The sequence below is a fragment of the Niveibacterium terrae genome, from assembly GCF_048213115.1.
Taxonomy (GTDB): Bacteria; Pseudomonadota; Gammaproteobacteria; order Burkholderiales; family Rhodocyclaceae; genus Niveibacterium; species Niveibacterium terrae.
On record NZ_CP172404.1, the window covers coordinates 2,061,307 to 2,079,937 of the forward strand.

The following is an 18,631-nucleotide window of genomic DNA, read 5'->3' on the forward strand; positions in this document are numbered from 1 at the left end:
CCGGGCTATTCTGTCATGCCGTCTTTCCGGGCTGCGGATCAAAGGGAGCTTCGCCGGACCAGGGCAGGAATGACCATGCGCCGGTTCGATGGGTAAATGCCCTTACGCTGGCTTCTTCCAGATCGCAACTCAGCGGGTCGGCGCGAAAGCGCGCCAGCCATTGGCGCCGTCCGGCGAGGTAAGCCTGACCGAAATCTTCCCAACTATTGAAACATTCTCGCGCCCGCTGGGCGTTCAACAGCAGCACCCGCCAGGCAAGATCGGGCTCTATCCATTTCATCAGCATCAAAACCCGGGAGAAAAAAGCCAGCCGGACACAGGCGAAGGCGATGGCCGCACGGGGATCGTCATCGGCATTGAGGGAATGCAGATCGGCCCGATACCAGCTGGCCTCAAAGTTTCTGCTCAGGTGGCGGATCGCGTCTTCATTCGAGCTGGCGGGGGACAATTCCAGATAGTGCAGCAAGCCGGCGCGCAGAGTCTGTTGGCAGGTGTCCGCCAGATCGACGCTATCCGGGCTGCTAAAGCCCTCCAGCCCTTGGGCGTCGGTCATGGGCGCTGCCACTGCCAAAGCCCAGTGCTTGCGATAGGGATATGTGCTGTTGTTGACAAAATTCCAAAACATGGTGCCGATGCGCAGCAGGATATAAAGCCCGACTGCGATATAGAGCAGAGTCCAGATCATGCGGCCTCCGGGGCGGCGCTGCCGCTATCTGGCTCATAGCCGGGCCAGGGAACATCGTTGGTGAAGAAACGCGGCGGTGATTCTGTCTCCGGGCGCCCCCGCAAGGCATAGCGCAAGGCCGCAGAGCCAAGATCCTGCCCGTCCAGCACCGCCGGCTGACGCGCTGCGGTGATCCATTGCGCCAGCGCGCCGGGCGAGCGCAGCATTGAAAAGGTATGGGGATAGCGTGAGACAAATCGCGCTTGCACCAGCGGATCGGCGATTTCCTCGAGACGTTGCCAGCCTGTTTCGGTGCGGACGATGCCGATGTTCAGGCAATCGTTGGGGGTTTCCATATCCGTGCCGATCAGATTGAGGACACGGATCAAGGCGTCGACATAGCGGCTGATCGGCGGGCGGTTCTGCTTCCCCTTGACCTGATCAACCCGCGGCGCAGCGTTGCCACGCATGGTCAGGCTGATCGTGATGTGCGGCTGCCCGTTTCTGTCGCGCAGACTGATGATGCGCAGCTTGCCTTGCTCGATCGCCTGGGCATATTGCTCGCCATAGCCACCGGTCAGCGCCTTGCGGTTGGAGAACTGACCCACACAATGCCGCATCAGATAGCTCTCGTAAGCCATTTCGGCGCGCAGCAACGGGCTATCGGCCAGGAACTCGACAAACCGCCCTTCCGGCACTTCCAGAAGAGTGCGCAACGCCCTTTCATCGCTCTGACGCCAGCCTCGGTCGAGGCGGGCCTGCATCTGGTCGTGTTCTTTTTCCCACAGCGACAGCGCCTGCGGGCAGTTGATCCGCGCGAGCTTGCCGTCGAGCGAGGTGCCTTGCCGCGATGACAGAAACTCGACCAGCCGCGCTTCGAGAAGAAGAGCGGCGGGCTCCGCCGGGTCGAGCCAAACCAGCGGTGCGCTGTCACAGGCTTGCGGGGCTTCAAGGCGCTTGAACAGCCAATCGGGCAAGCTTGCGCCCGGCATAAGCCGCTGGGCGTCCTCAAGCGTGGCGATCGGCTGGGCTGGCTCGAAATTCGCTACCCAGTGGCGCCAGAAATGATTCAGCAGCCAGGCGCGAATGGCCTGAGGGTCACCACGCACCGCACTGCGCGCGTCGATGACGCTGCGCAGTTCGGCGGCATTGAGCGCATTGCGTCCCGCATACGCGGGCTTGGTCGCAGTCACTTCCAGAACTGCCAGAAACGTTTTCCGGATTTCCTCGCGTCGGCCAGCTTTTGCTTGGCTTTTTCTATGGTTTCCGTGACGAAGTTGGCGGATTCTTCCTGTTCCTCGGTTTCCCGCGGGTTGCATTTGAGCGATGCGGTAAACAATTCGATGGCCAGCTCGAAATCGTCGCGGTTATAAGCTCCCGAGCCGGAATTGTGCAGCAGGTCATAATCATTCGAGGCACGCACCTGGGCCTCGACCCCCTTCCAGAGCGCAATGGCCTCATTGGGGAAGCTGGCACCCAGATAAACCGCGGAATCGACGCGCGCTTCCAGAGCGTCGTGGCTGAGATTGGTTTCGTCTTCTCCGTTCTCGCGCTGCCACTGGATGAGCCGTTCCAGCCAGATGGTCTTCTCGTCGTGACGATCCAGTCGGCCGAGCGACCGGAGGATGACCGGGATGTCTCTGTTGGGTTTGTGCCGGCCATATCCATACTCCATGGCATACAGCCAAAGATCTTCAGCCGCCTTGACGATGCCGGCATGATCTTCCTGCATCCATTTGCACATGAAAATCCCGTCGTAATGCTCGGCGAAGGAGCTGGCGGCGATACCGCGCCAGTGCAGGTCGATCGACTCGTCGTAACGCGATTCGTGATAGTAAACAATGCCCAGGTTGTTGCACATCATCGAGTACAGATGCGCGCAGGCATCGTAGGGATGGCCAATACCGGTGTTGAAATAGCGCTCCATGTGAGCAATACCGCGCTCGTAGACCGTGCGCTTCAAATTGTGCAGCAGCGTTTTTGCCTCTTGCTGCTCTGCATCGCTCAATTGCTCGATCTGTTCTTCGATATTGTCTTCGGCATCGACGACGAAATTGTAGCTCCATAGCCCGCTGGGCATGTCCGGGATCGGTTGGCGCAGGGCCTCGAGTATCCCCTTGGCGCCGGCCAGGGCGAAGAAAGCGCCGTTGATGCTGCGGTTGTCCCGCATGTCGCCCGCCTTGATGGCCTGGTCAAATTGCGCAACCAGGGTCGGGGTATCGATGCGCCCGGCATCCCTGTCGGCATAGGCGGCAATACGGGTAATCCACGGATTGCCGGGGCTGCGCGTTTCGCACAGGGCACGGGCCGACTGCAGAATCCTGTCGCAAGCGGCTTGCCATTCGGGGGTATCGAGCTGCTCGATATCGCCTTCCATCTCGGCGTAGCTGGGTTCTTCGCGCTGACCTGGCGGGATGCTCTTCAGCGCATCGAACAAGGCGCTGTGTACCGACGAAAACGCCGGCAGTTGTTCAAACGGCACCGGGGCGGCGGAGATCAACGCGTGCAAGGTCTCATGATAGGTACTGGCGCGCAGCACGCAGGCCGGCCACCAGAACGAGGTGTCGTCGGCAGCGGCCAGGCGTTCATGCACAATGCGCCCAATCGCGGGGTCCAGCTGCGTTTCGCTTTGATAGATATGCGCAAAGGCCCGTCTTCCGGCCTCATCGCTGCGCCCGGCCTCGACCAGCCATGGCACTTCGTATTCGACGAAATCGTCGCCGCCGTCGGAGGAAAGGCTGTAGCGGGCGGCAGCACAGGCAGCGATGGCGCCGGCAAGATCTCCTTGGGCATGCAACGCACGCGCCTTGAGTCGGGCCAACCTGACCTCGTATTCGCGCCGCTGGGCGATGGGCAAATCGCGGGTGAGTTGCATCACCGGCTGGCTGAACGAGGGCAGCGCTTCCGGAGCGATCTCGATCAGCGTGTTGGCAAAACCAAGCCAGTCATCCTGGCCAATGGCCTGGTCTGCGGGCAAGGATTCGAGGGCGGAGACGGCCGCGAGTGCTTCGTTGCGCGCATCCTCAAGCCTTTTCGCGCGGCGATAGGCCAAGGCACGGCGCTGGTGCTCGATGACACTGTCCCAGGCGCGAAGGCGCGAGCGCTCGGGGATGGCTTCATCGAGCTTGCGACGGAATTCGATCACTGCCAAGGCCAGATCGAGACTTTGGTGTTCGACGCTATCCAGCACATCCAGAGTGCGGTATTCGGTCAGGCCTTCCGGGAGCTGGGCAAGCAAATCCTGCATTTGCGCCAAAGCTTCCAGGCAAGTCTTCTCGTCTTCGCGTATACCGCCGAGCTGCAGGCGATAGATGGCCAGATTCATGGCCAAAGAAGCCCGCTCGGCAGGATTGCTGGCCTCAAGGAGTTTCGCTCCGTCATGCTCGAGTACGGCGCTGGCCGCGCTGGCATCGTCCGCACGCAGCCAGAGTGAGCAAAGCCGGGCAATCAGCGAAAGCGAATCCGCGCGCAGCGCCTGGGCCTGCAAACGCTCCCGCAGATTGACGGCAACAGCAGACCCTGCTTCTTCCAGATCGGCTTCTACGCGGTCTATGAATGCTTCAAGCTGACTGCCGTACAAGGTGTTTTCCACTGACATAAAAGCTCCGGGTGCAAGATGTCGGGAACCGAAGCTCCCCTTCGTTAAAAATATCGAAACAAAAACCCATTTTTCGGCTTCCCGCAAGAATATGTGTGGGAGCGGGTGTCGATCGAAATGGCGGGACAGCAGAAAACCGTCCCGCCTTACAAAGATCACAGACTCTCAATGTCTGGCTTCCAATACTGCACGGGCCCATCCTCGGGCGAGTCGAAACGGGCAAGCCAGAGTTTGGCGTCTTCGGCATTGGCACGAACCGTTTCATCGCAATCCTCGCCGCCGGCGGGGACAAGATACCGATGAAAGGCGTCGTTCTCCGGGTTGCGCAAGGGGCGCAGCGCTCTATTGACGAAGGCATAGGGCTCGATCAATCCCTCCTCGGGCGCCCCGAGGCGCGGAAAATCTCCAGCGCGAATCAGGAGACATTGTCCTTGACGATCAATGCCAATATCTTGCCGCTTGAGCTGTTTGCGCAGAGACTCTTCGTCACCTAATCGCTCAACGAATACGTCGCCAAGAAGCGTATACCAGTTCACGCTCTTGATAAAACCTTGACAGAGCACCCTGGCGTTTCGTTTGAGATAGGGGAATACCGGGCCGCGTTCCCGGTCACCCTCCTGGGAAAGGATGCGGAAGTTCTGGGTTTCCAGAGTTGCGAAGGGCTCGATCTCGAGGCCAGTGAAGCTCAGCGCGGTACGGTAGGATTCGTGTCCTGCGCTCCCCCGGTACGACAAGCCTTGTTTCAATCCGCCATAACCGCCGCGCACCGACAGATGTTGGCAGATGAAACTGAGATACTGCTGATAGACCGCTAGCTCAGGGCCGGCCGCCATGCTCCAGGGCAGGGTAAATTCCAGGCACGAGAGCATGCCGTCGTCGTCGAGATCGGGAAATTTTGGAGGAACCAATGCTTGCAGGCTGAATCCGGGTGCTGCAAATTGATTGCTTACATCGGATCGGGTGAAACATACCGAAGAGGCCTCCAGAATTTGTCTGCGCATTGCATTGATGCCGCGGGCAGTCTTTGCACAGTAGCTCCCCCCCGATAGATGCCCCCCCTTTAGCCGCGTCCCGAACAGCTCCTCGAATCGGTCAAAGCACTCCAGCAAGGCCTGGCGCGACTCAGCCCGGGCGCCTCTTTCGAAAAATACCGTGGCAAACAGTACCGGATTGGCGATCGGCTGACCATTTTCGGAGCTGGTGAGCAGGAGCTCGGATCCGTAGCGGTCGATGTATTGAGCGGGAGTCAGGACTTCTTCGGGGCGATTGTTCAGCAAACGACAACGCAATGCTGCCGAACACTCACGCCGGAAGACCGTGGTCTCGGTATCCTCGGCCTGTTGTTGCGCATTCCGCTTGCTTTCTTCTGTGGCAAGCTCGATCTGTTGCATGTACTTCTTGTGCAGGCTGATAACCGAGGCGAAACCGAAACATGCCGTTTTGCTGCCGGTGATGAGCATCACACTGAAATTGGCGGCTTCGTTGGTGTAAAACCAATAACGGGAGTGGTCGATATTCTCCCATGACCCGATTCCGGTGCGCGCGGCGGCACACTCGACCCATTGCCGGGTGTGCCGGCCATCGGGGAGATCGAAGTCGATTCCGTAGGCGATATAGTCGCCCCACACCGAGCTATCGACCAGGTTCCAGCGGGGGAGCGGAACTTGAAAAACATCTTCGAGCAGAGGCAGGAGTTGCCCAGGTTCTGTCACTGTCGGAAACATTGGGACTCCATTGGCACAATCACTTGTGCGGACTCATAGACCAATTACAACCGGGATGCCGATCGGTGAGCGGAAGGGATGAGGCAAGTTTCCTGCATGATCGACAGGCAAGTCAGGACAGGATACTGTCATTTCATCAAAGGCGGAAGATAGCAGATCCGGGTATTGCTCGCATGGTTCTGGCAACAAGCGCCGCCGGCATTAGCGGCCCTCGGGGGGGGGGGCAGAGCCTCGCCAGCGAAGATGCTTGTTTCTCGCTCCTCCCGCATTGGGCTCGCGTATAGTGCGGATCCGCCGAAACCGGGTCGCAGTGCCCGCCTCGGCCTTCCCGGGTAGCTGATGAGGGCGTGGTGGCTGAAAAATCGATTGTTCCTGCGTCCTTCTTCGGGATCGTGCTGGGCCTCGCGGGCCTGGGGCAGGCGTGGCGGCTGGCGAGCCGGCTGTGGGGCCTGCCGACGGTGGTCGGCGAATCCGTGCTGGGCATCGCGGCCCTGGTCTGGGCTTGCCTGCTGATGAACTATGCGTTGCAGGCGCTGCGCCACCGCGCGCGGATCCGCGAGGAATTCCTGCACCCGGTGCAGGGCGGCACTCCGGCGCTGCTGGGTGTGTCGACGCTGTTGATCGTGCTGGCCGCGCTGCCTTATTCGCGGCCGGCCGCCCAGGCGCTGACAGCGCTCGGCATCGCCTGGCATATGGGCTTCTCGCTGTGGCACGTCGGCAAACTCTGGCAGGGGGGCAGGGCGCCCGAAGACACCGTGCCGACGCTTTATCTGCCGACTGTGGCCGGTAACTTCACCAGCGCCGCGGCGCTCGGTGCGCTCGGTCACGCGGACTGGGGCTGGCTCTTCATCGGTGCGGGTGTGTTCTCTTGGCTGGCGATCGAGCCGCTGATCTATCAGCGACTCTGGCATCCTCAGGGTCTGCCTTCGCGCCAACGCCCTTTGCTCGGGATCCAGTTCGCACCGCCGGTGGTCTGTGCCATGGCTTGCCTGATCCTGATGCCCGGCGCCGCGGATCCCTGGCTGCTGATGCTGTGGGGCTATGGGCTGTTCCAGCTGCTGCTCGCGCTGCGGCTCTGGCGTTGGCTCGGCGAGCAGCCTTTCGCGCCGTCCTATTGGTCCTACACCTTCGGAGTTGCAGCGGCGACGGTCAGCGGTTTGAAGCTCGCACTGGCCGGCGTGCCGGCCGCGGGCGCGCTGGCTATCCCGGTCTTCATCGGGGCCAATCTGTTCATCGGCTATCTGGCTTTGCGCACGAGTTGGCTGCCCCTTGCCAGGCTGCTGCACCTGTCGCGGGGCGCGGCAGACTGATTTGTGTCCGCCGGCCCCGCGATGGGTGAGGCGGGACCTCAGCCTCCCGTCGCCTTCGGTTTGCGCCCCAGGATGATCGCCTGGATCTCTTCCTTATAGGCGTGGGAGACGCGCTTGCCGTTGACCTCGCCGGTCGCGAGCATCTCGACCGCGATCGCTTCATGGTCGTTGGCGCGGAAAGGGCGCTCATAGGTGCTGACGACGCCGAACACGCTGCCCTTCAGGTTTTCGAGCGCGGCGCGCACGGCCGAGCCCTGGGTGCTGCCGGCCTGGCGCACCGCCGCCGAAAGCAGCAACACCGAATCGTAGGCCTGGGCCGCCGCGACCGGAGCCTGGATCTCTTCATTGCCGCTCTGGCGGCGGAAGGCGATCAGGAATTCCTGGCGGCGCGAGTTGATCGGTTCGGCGACGAAGCTTGCCGGCAGATGCACGCCTTGTCCTGCCGCGCCAGCCGCCTTGATGAAGGCACTGGTTCCCAGCGTCTCGGCACCGATCAGCGGTACGGACCAGTTCGCGCGTGCGCGCGCTTTGGCGATCGCTGCGGCTTCCGGCGCCTGGGCCCAGACGACCAGCGCATCGACCCCCGCCCGCTTGGCCTGCGCGATCAGGCCGCTCATGTCGGTCTGGCCCGGCGCGAACTCAGCCTGAAGCGGTGCGTGCATCAGCTTGCCTCCCCCTCCCTTGACCCAGCCATTCTGCGCGTCAGCCTCACCGTTGAAGGGCGGGGCGCAGAGCCTCAGCGCGAGCTGGCGTTTGATCGTCTCTCCGCCGCTCTTGCCGTAGGAGCTCGCTTCGGCGAGGATCGCGACGCGGCTGAAACGGTGGCGTTCGAGCAGCTCACGGACGATCAGCTGGGCCTGAACCTGATCGCTCGCGGCGTTGCGAAAGATGTAGTTCTCGCGGTGTAGCGGGGCTTCGAAGAGTCGGGTCAGCGCCGTGTCACTGGCTGAGCCGATCAGCACCGGAATCTTCGCGTCCTGGAACTGCTGCAGCACCCTCAGCGCGACCGCGCTTGAATTGAAGCCCAGCGCGAACTCGACCTTTTCCTTGCGGATCAGCTCGCGCGCCAGCGCTTCGGCCCGTTCCGGTTTGTCCTCGTCGTCGCGTTCGACGAGCTCGATCTTTCGACCGTTGAAGCCGCCTTTCCAGTTCTGCTCGGCGACCGCCAGACGGATCGCATCGCGGATCGAAATACCTTGCGACGCCGAGGCGCCTGAAAGGCTCACCATCACCGCCACCTTGACCGAAGCCGGCTCGGCCTGAACCGATGCCGCCCACAGCCCGAGCCCCAATGCCAGGGCCTGGGTCCATTTCCTAGTGCTGCTCACCGAGTGTCTCCCCTGTTGTTTTCGTTCTCTGTCTACAAACCTGAAAACGTTTTCCAATCAAGCCACAAAAGGCGATGGCTCGCAAGCGCGATGGACATAGGAATACCGGTCCGGCCGGCTGCTCTGGCTGCTATAAAAAGGCAATGGGCGGATTGCCCGCCAGCGCAGTCGAAGGAGGAAGCATGGCCAGAATGATGAAAGCCGCCGTCGTGCGGGAGTTCGGCAAGCCTCTGACGATAGAGGACTATCCGGTTCCGGAAGTCCCTCGCGGTCAGATCCTGGTCAAGATCGAAGCCTCGGGAGTCTGCCATACCGACCTGCACGCGGCCGACGGCGACTGGCCGGTCAAGCCGACTCTGCCCTTCATCCCGGGGCACGAGGGCGTCGGTCATGTCGCGGCGGTCGGCGCCGGCGTTTCCCATATCCGGGAAGGAGACAGGGTCGGCGTGCCCTGGCTGCACACGAGCTGCGGTCACTGCGAACACTGCCTGAGCGGCTGGGAGACGCTCTGCGACGGCCAACAGATGACCGGCTACACGGTCAATGGAGGATTCGCCGAGTATGTATTGGCCGATCCCGATTTCGTCGGTCATCTGCCCGATTCGCTGGAGTTCGCGCCGGCCGCACCGATCCTGTGCGCCGGAGTGACCGTCTACAAAGCGCTGAAGATGCTCGACGCGAAACCGGGCAACTGGGTCGCGATCTCGGGCATAGGCGGCCTGGGGCACATGGCGGTGCAGTACGCGAAAGCGATGGGCTTTCATGTGATCGCGGTCGATGTCGCCGACGACAAGAGCGCGCTGGCGCTGAGCCTCGGGGCCGATCTTGCGTTCAATGCGCTGAAGCAGGATCCGGTGACCGAGATCCACAAGCTGGTCGGCGGCGCCCACGGCGTGCTGGTGACGGCCGTGTCGCGGGCCGCCTTCTCCCAGGCTCTGGGCATGTTGCGCAAGCGCGGCACGATGACCCTGGTCGGTCTGCCTCCGGGCGACTTCGCTCTGCCTATCTTCGATGTCGTGCTGAACGCGAAGACCGTGCGTGGCTCGATCGTCGGCACGCGGATGGACCTTCGGGAAGCGCTCGCCTTCGCAGGCGAAGGCAAGGTGGCGTCGCACATCCACATGGACAGGCTCGACAACATCAACGAGATCTTCGCGAAGATGAAAGAGGGGAAGATAGACGGCCGCGTCGTGCTGAGCTTCTGAACAAAAAGCCCGCAGAGCTCGATCGGCTTTGCGGGCTTGTCAGATCAGCGAACATCTGGTGCCGGGGACGGGACTCGAACCCGTACGCTGTTAGGCACTGGCTTCTAAGACCAGCGTGTCTACCAATTCCACCACCCCGGCAGGGGGGGAGGGCTGAGCCCTCCGGTGAGGCGCGGAGTATGCCTGAGTCAGGCGGGCCCGCGCCAGAGGCGCAGACTTACTCGGCGGATTCGTCGGCGGCGGGCTGGAGGTGCTTGCCGAGAACCTGGATCAGCTGAGAGAAGACCTTCGGGTTGCCGGCAACGATGTCACCCGACTGTTCGTAGCCGGATTCACCCTGGAAATCGCTGACGAGACCGCCCGCTTCCTGAACCATCAGCACGCCGGCAGCGAAGTCCCAGGGCGACAGGCCGAACTCGAAGAACGCGTCATAGCGGCCGCAAGCGACATAGGCGAGGTCGAGCGACGCGGCGCCCGGGCGGCGCAGACCGGCAGTCTTCTCGGTCAGTTCGCGGAACATCGCCATATAGGTGTCGGCGTGCTGGAAGACGCGGTAAGGGAAGCCGGTGCCGACCAGCGAGTCAGCGAGGCGGATGCGCTTGCTGACGCGGATGCGACGATCGTTCAGGAAGGCGCCGCGACCGCGACTGGCCGTGAACAGTTCGTTGCGGCTCGGGTCATAGACGACCGCGTGCTGGGCGACGCCGTTCTGAAAGTAGGCAATCGACACCGCGTACTGCGGGAAGCCGTGGATGAAGTTGGTCGTCCCGTCGATCGGGTCGATCACCCACAGGTGCTCGGATTCGCCGGAGGCGCCCGACTCCTCTGCTAGAATCGCGTGTTCCGGGTAGGCTTCGTGAATGATTTCGATGATCTCGGCTTCGACCAGCTTGTCGATTTCGGTGACGAAGTCGCCAGGCTGCTTGGTCTGAACCTTGACCAGATCGATGTCGAGAGAGGCGCGGTTGATGATGCTGCCCGCACGGCGCGCTGCCTTGATGGCGATGTTGAGCGTCGGATGCATGTTCTTCTTCCTGTGACGCCCGCCTGGGCGCCTGATCGTAAAGAGCGTGGCGGCAGCCGTGTTGAGCTGTCACCGCCTGAATCGTAACCGCGTAGCTTACCATGACCGAACCCAAAGCGCTGAGTCAGATCCGCGTCGTGCTCTCCCGGCCCAGCCACCCAGGCAATATAGGCGCGGCCGCCCGCGCGATGAAGACGATGGGCCTCTCCCGGCTCTACCTTGTTTCGCCGCGCGATTTTCCGCACCCGGAGGCGATGACGCGCGCTTCCGGCGCGACCGATGTGCTCGAGAACGCGGTCGTCTGCGACAGCCTCGCCGAGGCGCTCGCCGGAACCGTCCAGGCGCTCGCGCTGACCTCCCGCCACCGCGAGCTGTGCGCGCCGCCGCGCTGGCTTCCCGAGGCGGCAAGCGAGCTGCTCCAGCTGGCCGAAGACTCTGAAGTCGCGGTCGTCTTCGGCAATGAAACCTTCGGGCTGACCAACGAGGAAGTCGCCCAGTGTCAGCGCACGGTCACGATCCCGGCCAACGCCGAGTACGCGTCGCTGAACCTCGGCTCCGCGGTTCAGGTCATCGCCTGGGAGCTGCGTCGCCAGGCGCTCGAAGGCAGGCTTCCGGCTCTGCCGCAGCAGTTCGGCGAGCTGGCGACCCACGACGATGTCGAGCGGCTGATCACGCACTTTGAACAAGCGCTGACCGGCTCGGGCTTTCTGAATCCCGAGCACCCGGGGCGGCTGATTCCCCGGCTGCGCCGGCTCTTCGGACGCGCCGCGCTGGAGCGCGAAGAGGTCGCGATCCTGCGCGGAGCCCTGGCGAGTCTTCAAGAAAAAAGTTGACCTATTTTGTCGGGATTTCTAGCATTCGCAGCATCCCGTCCTGGAAACCTCCATGTTTGCCCGCCTGCGCGAAGACATAGCCAGCGTTCTTGAACGCGATCCCGCCGCCCGCTCCCGCTGGGAAGTCATCACCTGTTACCCGGGAATCCACGCCCAGATCTTCCATCGCGCCGCCCACCGGCTGTGGGGAGTGAGGCTTTTCTGGGCGGCGCGCTTCCTGTCGCACATCGCGCGGATTCTGACCGGCATCGAGATCCACCCCGGCGCGAGCCTGGGGCGACGCGTCTTCATCGATCACGGCTTCGGCGTCGTGATCGGCGAGACCGCGGTCGTCGGGGACGACTGCACGATCTATCAGGGGGTGACGCTGGGCGGCACTTCGCTGTACCGGGGCACCAAGCGCCACCCGACGCTGGAGGCCGGAGTCGTCGTCGGCGCGGGCGCGAAGGTGCTGGGCGGTTTCACGGTCGGCGCGGGGGCGCGGATCGGCTCGAATGCGGTCGTCGTCAAACCGGTTCCGGCCGGCGCGACCGCGGTCGGCAACCCGGCCCGGGTCATCGAGCCGGGTCAGCAGCAGGTGAGGGAAGCGAAGGCGCAGGCGATGGGCTTCTCGGCCTACGGGGTGACCCAGGATCTCGCCGATCCGCTCGCCAAGGCGCTGCACGGTCTGCTCGACCACGCGGTCGAGACCGACCGGCGGCTGGAGGCGCTGGTCACGAAGATGAAGGCGGCGGGCCTCGACTGCTGCAAGGAAGTCGAGTCGGCCGACGGTTTCGATGCCGACATTTTGTCGCGAATGGTGGATTGACGACGCGTCGATAACTTGACTGTTTTTGTCGGGAATCGTATTCTTGACAAAACTTCTCGGGTATTCGACCCGTTTCACTCACTCCGCGAGGCTGCGATGAGGCTTACGACAAAAGGACGGTTTGCGGTAACGGCGATGATCGACCTCGCGCTGCGCGAGGGCGATGGCCCGGTCACGCTGTCCGGAATCAGCGAGCGGCAGCAGATCTCGCTGTCCTACCTCGAACAGCTCTTCGGCAAGCTGCGCCGCTACGGTCTGGTCGTCAGCGTCCGCGGACCCGGAGGTGGCTACCGCCTGGCCAGGCGAGCGAGCGAGCTGACCGTTGCCGACGTCGTTGCCGCGGTCGATGAACCGCTCGACGCGACCCAGTGCGAAGGCAAACAGAACTGTCAGGAAGAGCACCGCTGCATGACGCACGACCTGTGGGCCAACCTGAGCCGGCACATGTACGAGTTTCTGCAGTCGGTCACGCTGGAGAGCCTGGTGCTGCAGCAGCGCGCCCGGATCGCCGCGCAGGCTTCGCGCAAGGAAGTCAGTGTGCAGCGGATCTCGCTGCCCAGCCTGCCGGCCTGAGGAAAATCGTGTCCGCCCCGGTCTATCTCGATCACAACGCGACAACGCCGCTCGCGCCTGAAGCGAGGGAAGCGATGCTTCGCTGGCTGGGCGAGGACTTCGGCAACGCGGCGAGCGCCCACAGTTTCGGGCGACGCGCACGCGCCGCGATCGATCTGGCCCGGCAACAGGTCGCCGAGGCCGTGAACGCCCATCCGACCGAGATCGTGTTCACGAGCGGCGCGACGGAAGCGAACAACCTGATCCTGAAGGGCTTTGCGGCCACGCAGACTCCGTCTGTACTGGCGATCTCGGGCATCGAGCATCCCAGCGTCAGCGAGCCCGCGCGCCAGCTCGCGCGCGCCGGCTGGAAGTTGCGCACTGTGGCGGTCGACCGCGAGGGCCGGGTCGATCCCGATGATTATGCGCGGGCGCTGAGCGAGTCGCCCCGTCTCGTCTCGGTGATGAGCGCGAACAACGAGACCGGCGTGCTCCAGGACATTCCGGCCCTGGCTGCGCAGGCGCGTTCAGCCGGGGCGCTGTTTCACACCGACGCGGTTCAGGCGCTGGGCCGGATTGAGGTCGATTTTCGGGCGAGCGGAGTCGGCGCGATGAGCCTTTCCTCGCACAAGATAGGCGGACCTCTCGGAGCGGGGGCATTGATCGTCGACAAGCGCGTCGAGCTCGCACCGCTGCTCGCCGGCGGCGGGCAGGAGAGGGGGCTGCGCTCGGGCACCGAGAACCTCGCGGCGATCGCCGGCTTCGGCATGGCCTGCGCGCGCGCAGTGCGCGACAGGGGCCGCTTTGCGCAAGTCGCAAACCTGCGCGATCGCCTTGAACAAGAGCTGCGCGCCCGCGGCGCGGTCGTGTTCGGCGAAGGCGCGCCCCGGCTGCCCAACACGGTCTTCTTCGCCGTCAAAGGTGTCGCTGGCGAAGCGCTGGTCTCGCGGCTCGACCGTGAGGGTTTTGCGGTCGCCAGCGGATCGGCCTGCGCGAGTGCGGCGCCCGAAGCTTCGGCGACGCTGCTCGCGATGGGCGTGGAGACCGGGCTCGCGCACTGCGCGGTGCGCGTGAGCCTGGGCACTGACAATACTTTCGACGAGGTGGCACGCTTTCTGCAGGCATTGGCGCGCAGTCTCGGCGAACTCAAAGGATTGGTCGCTCAAGCGGCCTGACCCGGAATCTTGATGGGCGCGAGCCCAGGAGCGATGCGATGTTGAAGTTTCCGATCTACCTCGACTATTCAGCGACGACGCCGGTCGACCCGCGCGTGGCCGAGAAGATGATTCCCTACCTGTGCGAGCACTTCGGCAATCCGGCCAGCCGCTCTCACGCCTTTGGCTGGGAAGCCGAGAAGGCCGTCGAAGAGGCGAGGGCGAACGTTGCCGCCCTCGTCAATGCCGATCCGCGGGAAATTGTCTGGACTTCGGGCGCGACCGAATCGGACAACCTCGCGATCAAGGGCGCCGCGCACTTCTACCAGGGCAAGGGTCGCCACCTGATCACGGTCAAGACCGAACACAAGGCCGTCCTCGACACGATGCGCGAACTCGAACGCGAAGGCTTCGAAGTGAGCTATCTGGAAGTCCAGGAGAACGGTCTGATCGATCTGGATGTTTTCAAGGCCACGCTGCGCCCGGACACGACGCTCGTGTCGGTGATGTTCGTCAATAACGAGATCGGTGTGATCCAGCCGATCGCCGAGATCGGCGAGATCTGTCGCGAGCGCGGAATCATCTTCCACGTCGATGCGGCTCAGGCGACCGGAAAGGTCGAGATCGACCTCGAAAAGCTCAAGGTCGATCTGATGTCCTTCTCGGCACACAAGACCTATGGCCCGAAGGGCATCGGTGCGCTCTATGTGCGGCGCAAGCCGCGCGTGCGGCTCGAAGCCCAGATGCACGGCGGTGGTCACGAGCGCGGGCTGCGCTCGGGCACGCTGGCGACGCACCAGATCGTCGGCATGGGCGAAGCCTTCCGGCTCGCGAAGCTGGAGATGACGGAAGAGAATGCGCGGGTCAAGGCGCTGCGCGACCGGCTGCTCGCCGGCCTCACCAAAATCGAGGCGACCTTCGTCAATGGCGATATCGAACATCGCGTCGCCCATAATCTGAACATCAGCTTTGCCTATGTCGAAGGCGAGTCGCTGATCATGGCGGTCAAGGACATCGCGGTCTCGTCCGGCTCCGCCTGCACCTCGGCATCGCTCGAACCGTCCTATGTGCTGCGCGCGCTGGGTCGCAGCGACGAGCTCGCGCACAGTTCGATCCGCTTCACGATCGGCCGCTTCACGACCGAGGAAGAGATCGACTACACGATCGCGCTGCTGCAGGACAAGATCGGCAAGCTGCGCGAACTCTCGCCGCTCTGGGAGATGGTCCAGGACGGCGTCGATCTGAACACGGTCCAGTGGGCCGCACACTGAAATACGGGGAGAATCAAAATGGCATACAGCGAAAAGGTCCTGGACCACTACGAACACCCCCGCAACGTCGGCTCCTTCAAGAAGGACGACAGCGAAGTCGGGACGGGCATGGTCGGTGCGCCGGCCTGCGGCGACGTGATGAAGCTGCAGATCAAGGTGAACCCGGAAACCGGAGTCATCGAGGACGCGAAGTTCAAGACCTATGGCTGCGGCTCGGCGATCGCGTCGAGTTCGCTGGTCACCGAATGGGTCAAGGGCAAGACCCTCGACCAGGCTCTGGACGTCAAGAACACGCAGATCGCCGAGGAACTGGCGCTGCCGCCGGTTAAAATCCACTGCTCCATCCTCGCCGAAGACGCGATCAAGGCGGCGGTCGAGGACTACCGCAAGAAGCAGGCCGACAAGAAGGATTGAGGTGAGAACATGGCAGTGACGATGACCGAGCGTGCAGCAAAGCACGTCTCGAACTATCTGAGCCGGCGCGGCAAGGGCCTGGGCATCCGCCTCGGAGTCAAGACTTCGGGCTGCTCGGGCATGGCCTACAAGCTCGAATACGTCGATTCGCTCGAAGAGGAAGACAGCGTCTTCGAGAGCTTTGGCGTCAAGGTCGTCATCGACCCGAAGAGCCTTGCCTATCTGGACGGGACCGAACTCGATTTCGTCCGCGAAGGGCTCAACGAAGGCTTCAAGTTCAACAACCCCAACGCCAGGGATCAGTGCGGCTGCGGCGAGAGCTTCACGGTCTGAACCGGACATGAGCGCATCTTCTCCGTTTGGCGACTTCTTCAGCCTGTTCAAGCTGCCGCGCCGTTTCGTCATCGACACCGCGGCGCTCGAGTCGGCCTACCTGGATGTCCAGGCCAAGGTCCACCCCGACCGCTTCGCCCATCTGTCGGATAACGAGCGGCGGGTGTCGATGCAGTGGGCTTCGCATGCGAACGAGGCTTACCGCACGCTCAAGGCGCCGGTTGCACGCGCTCGCTACCTGCTGGAACTCGCCGGGCACGACCCCGAGATCGAAACCAATACCGCGATGCCGGCCGAGTTCCTGGTCAGGCAGATGGAGCTGCGCGAGGCCGAAGAAGAGGCCCGCGAGGCAGGGGATCTCGAAGCGCTCGACGCGCTGCTCGGCGAGATCCGCGCTCAGGCCCGAGCGCTCGAAGACGCTCTGGCCGTCGCTCACGACGAGGCGGGGGATATGGCCGCGGTCGCCCTCCACCTCAGACAACTGATGTTCCTGGAACGCCTGCGCGAGGAAATCCGTCGCGCTCTTGAAACTCTGGATTCCTGATGGCCTTACTGCAGATCGCCGAACCGGGCGAATCCGCCGCACCGCACGAACACCGTCACGCGGTCGGCATCGATCTGGGGACCACGCACTCGCTGGTCGCCACGGTCAGGCACAGCCTGCCTGAATGTCTGAGGGGGGATGCCTGCGGCATCCTTCTGCCCTCCATCGTCCGCTATCTGGCCGACGGCTCGGTCCAGGTAGGCTCGGAGGCCGCCCGCCACCAGGCGAGCGATCCGCGCAACACGATCGTTTCAGTCAAGCGCTTTATGGGCCGCGGGCTCAAGGATCTCGCCGAAACCGCGAGCCAGCACTACGACTTCGTCGACGGCGAAGGCATGGTCAGGATCCAGACCGTCGACGGAGCGAAAAGCCCGGTTGAAGTCTCGGCCGAGATCCTGCGCGTGCTGCGCGAGCGTGCCGAGGCGAACCTCGGTACGGATCTCGTCGGCGCGGTGATCACGGTGCCCGCCTATTTCGACGACGCCCAGCGCCAGGCCACGAAGGATGCGGCGAAACTCGCCGGGCTGAACGTGCTGCGCCTGCTCAACGAGCCGACCGCGGCAGCGATCGCCTACGGTCTGGACAACGAGGCCGAAGGTATTTACGCGGTCTATGACCTGGGCGGCGGAACTTTCGATTTCTCGATCCTGAAGCTCTCGCGGGGCGTGTTCGAAGTGCTTGCGACGAGCGGTGATGCCGCGCTCGGCGGCGACGACTTCGACCAGGCTCTGGCGAACTGGCTGCGCGAACAGGGGGATCTCGCCGAGCTGGGGCCGGAAGACGCCCGCGCGGTGCTCCTCGAAGCGCGACGCGTCAAGGAGAGCCTGTCGCGCTGCGATCAGGAGCAGGCCAGAGTCGAACTCTCGAATGGACGGCTGATCGACTGCCCGGTCGCCCGCTCGCGCTTCGAAGCGCTGAGCGCCGATCTCGTCGCGAAGACGCTGCAGCCGGTCCGCAAGGCGCTGCGCGATGCGGGCCTCGCTGTCGACGAAGTCAAAGGAGTGGTTCTGGTCGGCGGCGCAACGCGGATGCCGCAGATCCGCGCCGCGGTCGAGCGCCAGTTCGGCCGCACGCCGCTGACCGACATCGATCCGGAGAAGGTCGTCGCGATCGGCGCCGCGATCCAGGCCAATGTCCTGGTCGGAAACCGTTCGGCCAACGAGGACTGGCTGCTGCTCGACGTGATTCCGCTCTCGCTGGGGCTGGAGATGATGGGCGAGCTGGTCGAGAAGGTGATCCCGCGCAATTCGACGATCCCGATCGCGAAAGCCCAGGATTTCACGACCTTCAAGGACGGACAGACCGCGATGGCGATCCACGTCGTCCAGGGCGAGCGCGAGCTCGTCCGCGACTGCCGCTCGCTAGCCCGTTTCGAGCTGCGCGGGATCCCGCCGATGGCGGCCGGCGCGGCGCGCATCCGCGTCAGCTTCCAGGTCGATGCCGACGGCCTTCTGTCCGTCTCGGCGCGCGAGCTCTCCACCGGAGTCGAAGCCGCCATCGTCGTCAAACCCTCTTATGGGCTCTCCGACGACGAGATCGCCGGCATGTTGCGCGCCGGTTTTGAGCATGCCGACGAGGACATGAAGCTGCGCGCGCTGCGCGAAGAGCAGGTCGAAGCCTCGCGGATGATCGAATCGGTCAATCAGGCTCTGGCCGAGGACAGGGCTTTACTTTCCAGGCAAGAGCTCGCCGCGATCGAAACAGCGCTCGCCCGCCTCGCTGAAGCGGGGGAGGGGAGCGAACTCGACGCGATCCGCTCGGCGGTCGCGGACGTGAACAAGATCACCGAAACCTTCGCCGCGCGCCGGATGGACAAGACAATCCGCGCGGCGCTGTCCGGACGAACGCTCGAAGACATCAAGGTGTGAC

17 protein-coding genes and 1 tRNA gene are annotated in these 18,631 nt (G+C 63.4%); 11 read left to right on the forward strand and 7 right to left on the reverse strand.

Annotated elements, in window-relative coordinates; all coding sequences use genetic code 11:
- Positions 1-13: 13 nt before the first annotated feature.
- From ACHFB9_RS09505 to ACHFB9_RS09520, 4 genes are all read right to left on the reverse strand, one after another.
- Positions 14-685 carry a DUF1266 domain-containing protein gene (locus tag ACHFB9_RS09505; RefSeq protein WP_417066700.1) on the reverse strand — a complete coding sequence of 224 codons (672 nt, stop codon included), beginning with the start codon at positions 683-685 and terminating at the stop codon, positions 14-16.
- Positions 682-1,857: a PcfJ domain-containing protein gene (locus tag ACHFB9_RS09510; protein WP_417066701.1), complete on the reverse strand. Its 1,176-nt coding sequence runs from the start codon at positions 1,855-1,857 to the stop codon at positions 682-684. The genes ACHFB9_RS09505 and ACHFB9_RS09510 overlap by 4 nt, the downstream gene beginning before the upstream one ends.
- On the reverse strand, positions 1,854-4,262 hold the full coding sequence (locus tag ACHFB9_RS09515; RefSeq protein ID WP_417066702.1) for a hypothetical protein: 2,409 nt from the start codon (positions 4,260-4,262) through the stop codon (positions 1,854-1,856). The genes ACHFB9_RS09510 and ACHFB9_RS09515 overlap by 4 nt, the downstream gene beginning before the upstream one ends.
- 155 nt (positions 4,263-4,417) lie before the next feature.
- Complete coding sequence (locus tag ACHFB9_RS09520) at positions 4,418-5,986, reverse strand: type VI immunity family protein (protein WP_417066703.1); 1,569 nt, start codon at positions 5,984-5,986, stop codon at positions 4,418-4,420.
- Between the two features lie 350 nt (positions 5,987-6,336).
- Here ACHFB9_RS09520 and tehA point away from each other — a divergent pair, with 350 nt between their 5' ends.
- Positions 6,337-7,296 carry a dicarboxylate transporter/tellurite-resistance protein TehA gene (gene tehA / locus ACHFB9_RS09525; RefSeq protein WP_417066704.1) on the forward strand — a complete coding sequence of 320 codons (960 nt, stop codon included), beginning with the start codon at positions 6,337-6,339 and terminating at the stop codon, positions 7,294-7,296.
- A 38-nt stretch (positions 7,297-7,334) separates the two neighbouring features.
- Here the strand turns inward: tehA and ACHFB9_RS09530 are convergent, their stop codons facing one another.
- Complete coding sequence (locus ACHFB9_RS09530) at positions 7,335-8,624, reverse strand: ABC transporter substrate-binding protein (RefSeq protein WP_417066705.1); 1,290 nt, start codon at positions 8,622-8,624, stop codon at positions 7,335-7,337.
- A gap of 182 nt (positions 8,625-8,806) precedes the next feature.
- Between ACHFB9_RS09530 and adhP the strand changes: the two genes are divergently transcribed.
- Positions 8,807-9,829, forward strand: a complete 1,023-nt coding sequence (adhP, locus tag ACHFB9_RS09535) for an alcohol dehydrogenase AdhP (protein ID WP_417066706.1) — start codon at positions 8,807-8,809, stop codon at positions 9,827-9,829.
- A gap of 56 nt (positions 9,830-9,885) precedes the next feature.
- On the opposite strand, the gene ACHFB9_RS09540 is transcribed toward adhP, so the two are convergent.
- Positions 9,886-9,970 (reverse strand) — tRNA-Leu (locus ACHFB9_RS09540).
- 76 nt (positions 9,971-10,046) lie between these two features.
- Positions 10,047-10,853 (reverse strand): inositol monophosphatase family protein, encoded by an 807-nt coding sequence (locus ACHFB9_RS09545; protein WP_417066707.1) that lies wholly within the window; start codon positions 10,851-10,853, stop codon positions 10,047-10,049.
- Between the two features lie 101 nt (positions 10,854-10,954).
- On the opposite strand from ACHFB9_RS09545, the gene ACHFB9_RS09550 reads away from it, so the two are divergent.
- The 9 genes from ACHFB9_RS09550 to hscA all read left to right on the forward strand — a co-directional run bounded on the left by ACHFB9_RS09550 (position 10,955) and on the right by hscA (position 18,630).
- The gene (locus ACHFB9_RS09550) at positions 10,955-11,686 is read left to right on the forward strand and encodes an RNA methyltransferase (RefSeq protein WP_417066708.1); all 732 of its coding nucleotides are present in this window, start codon (positions 10,955-10,957) and stop codon (positions 11,684-11,686) included.
- A 52-nt stretch (positions 11,687-11,738) separates the two neighbouring features.
- Positions 11,739-12,494, forward strand: a complete 756-nt coding sequence (gene cysE / locus ACHFB9_RS09555; RefSeq protein ID WP_417066709.1) for a serine O-acetyltransferase — start codon at positions 11,739-11,741, stop codon at positions 12,492-12,494.
- Positions 12,495-12,590: 96 nt separating this feature from the next.
- The gene (gene iscR, locus ACHFB9_RS09560; protein ID WP_417066710.1) at positions 12,591-13,067 is read left to right on the forward strand and encodes a Fe-S cluster assembly transcriptional regulator IscR; all 477 of its coding nucleotides are present in this window, start codon (positions 12,591-12,593) and stop codon (positions 13,065-13,067) included.
- An 8-nt stretch (positions 13,068-13,075) separates the two neighbouring features.
- The gene (locus ACHFB9_RS09565; protein WP_417066711.1) at positions 13,076-14,221 is read left to right on the forward strand and encodes a cysteine desulfurase family protein; all 1,146 of its coding nucleotides are present in this window, start codon (positions 13,076-13,078) and stop codon (positions 14,219-14,221) included.
- A 41-nt stretch (positions 14,222-14,262) separates the two neighbouring features.
- Entirely contained in the window at positions 14,263-15,471 is a 1,209-nt protein-coding gene (locus ACHFB9_RS09570) for an IscS subfamily cysteine desulfurase (protein ID WP_417071365.1), read from the forward strand.
- A gap of 18 nt (positions 15,472-15,489) precedes the next feature.
- Positions 15,490-15,885 carry a Fe-S cluster assembly scaffold IscU gene (gene iscU, locus ACHFB9_RS09575; RefSeq protein WP_417066712.1) on the forward strand — a complete coding sequence of 132 codons (396 nt, stop codon included), beginning with the start codon at positions 15,490-15,492 and terminating at the stop codon, positions 15,883-15,885.
- Positions 15,886-15,894: 9 nt separating this feature from the next.
- Entirely contained in the window at positions 15,895-16,218 is a 324-nt protein-coding gene (gene iscA, locus ACHFB9_RS09580; protein ID WP_417066713.1) for an iron-sulfur cluster assembly protein IscA, read from the forward strand.
- A gap of 7 nt (positions 16,219-16,225) precedes the next feature.
- A complete protein-coding gene (hscB, locus tag ACHFB9_RS09585; protein WP_417066714.1) occupies positions 16,226-16,762 on the forward strand; it encodes a Fe-S protein assembly co-chaperone HscB in 537 nt (178 codons plus the stop codon).
- Positions 16,762-18,630, forward strand: coding sequence for a Fe-S protein assembly chaperone HscA (gene hscA / locus ACHFB9_RS09590; RefSeq protein WP_417066716.1), 1,869 nt, complete (start codon positions 16,762-16,764; stop codon positions 18,628-18,630). Before hscB ends, hscA begins: the two co-directional genes overlap by 1 nt.
- Position 18,631 lies beyond the last annotated feature (1 nt).

Coding starts and splice junctions, on each gene's coding strand:
- ACHFB9_RS09520 (WP_417066703.1), bottom strand. CDS start 5,986: ATGTTTCCGACAGTGACAGAACCTGGGCAACTCCTGCCTCTGCTCGAA.
- ACHFB9_RS09515 (WP_417066702.1), bottom strand. CDS start 4,262: ATGTCAGTGGAAAACACCTTGTACGGCAGTCAGCTTGAAGCATTCATA.
- adhP (WP_417066706.1), top strand. CDS start 8,807: ATGGCCAGAATGATGAAAGCCGCCGTCGTGCGGGAGTTCGGCAAGCCT.
- hscB (WP_417066714.1), top strand. CDS start 16,226: ATGAGCGCATCTTCTCCGTTTGGCGACTTCTTCAGCCTGTTCAAGCTG.
- hscA (WP_417066716.1), top strand. CDS start 16,762: ATGGCCTTACTGCAGATCGCCGAACCGGGCGAATCCGCCGCACCGCAC.
- iscU (WP_417066712.1), top strand. CDS start 15,490: ATGGCATACAGCGAAAAGGTCCTGGACCACTACGAACACCCCCGCAAC.
- ACHFB9_RS09545 (WP_417066707.1), bottom strand. CDS start 10,853: ATGCATCCGACGCTCAACATCGCCATCAAGGCAGCGCGCCGTGCGGGC.
- cysE (WP_417066709.1), top strand. CDS start 11,739: ATGTTTGCCCGCCTGCGCGAAGACATAGCCAGCGTTCTTGAACGCGAT.
- iscA (WP_417066713.1), top strand. CDS start 15,895: ATGGCAGTGACGATGACCGAGCGTGCAGCAAAGCACGTCTCGAACTAT.
- iscR (WP_417066710.1), top strand. CDS start 12,591: ATGAGGCTTACGACAAAAGGACGGTTTGCGGTAACGGCGATGATCGAC.
- ACHFB9_RS09550 (WP_417066708.1), top strand. CDS start 10,955: ATGACCGAACCCAAAGCGCTGAGTCAGATCCGCGTCGTGCTCTCCCGG.
- ACHFB9_RS09505 (WP_417066700.1), bottom strand. CDS start 685: ATGATCTGGACTCTGCTCTATATCGCAGTCGGGCTTTATATCCTGCTG.